This window comes from Zavarzinia sp. (assembly GCF_049306435.1).
In the GTDB taxonomy this organism is placed as follows: domain Bacteria; phylum Pseudomonadota; class Alphaproteobacteria; order Zavarziniales; family Zavarziniaceae; genus Zavarzinia.
This window is the reverse complement of record NZ_JBAQRT010000140.1, coordinates 1-1,859: the sequence shown is the minus strand read 5'-3', so window position 1 is coordinate 1,859 and position 1,859 is coordinate 1. Positions and strand designations below refer to the sequence as shown.

The following is a 1,859-nucleotide window of genomic DNA, read 5'->3' as shown; positions in this document are numbered from 1 at the left end:
GGGCAGGCTATCGTCATGCCCGCCGCTGGCTCGGGGCATCCGCATACAAATACCTCTGAAACCCGACAAACATGGTCCGAATCTGCGCTGTGCCGCCCAGGTCGGCCACCGCGTCCGAGATCGCGTTGTGGTACTTGAGCCGCAGCAACGGGGTGAGTTTGTCGGCATCCAGCTCGTCCACGCCCTGTTTCACATACTGCGCCAGCACAAAGTCCAGAAACGCCTGCTGGGGGTCGTTGTAGTGTTGATGGGCCTCGGCCCGGGCCATGTCGGCGCGCTGGGCACGGGTCTCGGGTGCAGCGGCAAAGGCCACATAGGCCAGCACGTCGAACAGGTCGCTGTTTTCGGCTTCGATGGCTTTCTGCATCTCGGCCAGCGGCTCCTTGCTGAAACCCTTGTCGGCCAAGCCTTCCAGCAGCTTCTTGCGTGTGTCGGGTGCGCCCCAGATCGTGCGCAACTCGTCTTCGTCCTTGAAGAACTCGGGCAGCATGCCGTACAGGCTTTCCAGGAACTGGGCGGATGACATCGGCGTGCCGTCGGCGCTCCAGAAGGTGGTGGCCATCATGCTCTGGATTTGGCGGGCCTTGCCGTCGGCCAGTTTCACTTCGACCTTGATGGCGCGCTCGGGCGGTGGCGTCACATAACCCGCTTCCGGCTCGCGCACTTCATTGGTTTTGGGTGTGGCTTCCTTGGGTGCTTCCGGTTCCTCCGGTTCGCCATCCCACTGGGGATCTTGGAAGTGGTGGTGTGCCCGCACGAAGTCATAAATGGTGAAGTAGTCCTTGCCGTCAAACAGACGGGTGCCGCGGCCAATGATCTGCTTGAACTCGATCATGGAGCCCACCGGGCGCATCAGCACGATGTTGCGCACGTTGCGCGCACCTGGAAGGCAATGAAGGTCTTGCCGGTGCCGGTGGCCAGCGTCAGCAAAATGCGGTCGCGCCCGGCGGCAATGGCCTCCAGCACGCGGGTGATGGCGATGTCCTGGTAATAACGCCCCTGCCAGGTGCCGCCCTGGTCCTCGAAGGGGATGGCGGCAAAGCGGTTGCGCCAGACGGCGCTGGCTTGGTCGGCCTCGGCAAAGGTCAGCGCCCACAACTCAATCGGGCTGGGGTACTGCGCCAGATCGGCTTCAAGGCCGGTGGCCATGTCGATGCCGTAAATCTTCTGGCCATTGGTGGCATAGGCAAAGCGCACCGCCAGCTTGGTGGCGTAAGCTTTGGCTTGGCCGACGCCCTCGGTGTAAGGCTTGTCCCAGGCCTTGGCCTCGATGGTGGCCAGCTTGGTATTGCGGTAGACCAGCACGTAGTCGGCAATTTCGGCCTTGGACCGCTTGCCGCCGCCCAGCAGCCGCCCTTGTGTGATGCCATGCTCACGCAGAATGCGACTGCCCTCCACCACGCCCCAGCCTGCGGCCCTCAGCGCGGGGTCAATGTGTTCGGCGCGGGTTTCGGCTTCGTTCATAAGGCGTTTTTTGCTCCGATCAAAACTCAATCAAGAAACTTCATTCCAACGACATTTCGTAAGTTATTGTTTTTATTAAATTTTTATGCGAAACAAGCTAGCCAAGGACTGCGGCGATCAAAACCCGATCAAGAAACTCATGCCCAGTGCGGAACGTAGCCCGCCCTGGGATGGTCAGGGTCTGCCACCCGAATCAACCCAGCGGCAAGAGTCTTGTTTATCACGCCCGTGGCTTGAGAAGCGTTCTTTGGGTCTATGCCAAGACGGACACACAGGCTCGCATTTTTCATCTTGTCGCCACTCAGGAACTTGAGTACCGCATGGAAGTAACACGCCCGCACCCGTTCATCCGGCGTCATCTCTGCAAAAGTTCGGGGGCCGTAGAGCACCACCTG

The 1,859-nt window shown here is 60.5% G+C and carries 3 protein-coding genes; all 3 read right to left on the bottom strand.

The window, feature by feature from the left end; all coding sequences use genetic code 11:
• Positions 1-13: 13 nt before the first annotated feature.
• Positions 14-871, bottom strand: a complete 858-nt coding sequence (locus WAZ62_RS07490; RefSeq protein ID WP_422642893.1) for a type I restriction-modification enzyme R subunit C-terminal domain-containing protein — start codon at positions 869-871, stop codon at positions 14-16.
• Entirely contained in the window at positions 853-1,464 is a 612-nt protein-coding gene (locus WAZ62_RS07485; protein ID WP_422642892.1) for a DEAD/DEAH box helicase family protein, read from the bottom strand. The genes WAZ62_RS07490 and WAZ62_RS07485 overlap by 19 nt, the downstream gene beginning before the upstream one ends.
• A 137-nt stretch (positions 1,465-1,601) precedes the next feature.
• Positions 1,602-1,859, bottom strand: a 258-nt coding sequence (locus WAZ62_RS07480) for a hypothetical protein (RefSeq protein ID WP_422642891.1), incomplete at its 5' end; no start/stop codon positions are given.

Bases quoted from the DNA above. Each gene is read 5' to 3' on its own strand.
- WAZ62_RS07485 (WP_422642892.1), bottom strand. From the start codon at position 1,464: ATGAACGAAGCCGAAACCCGCGCCGAACACATTGACCCCGCGCTGAGG.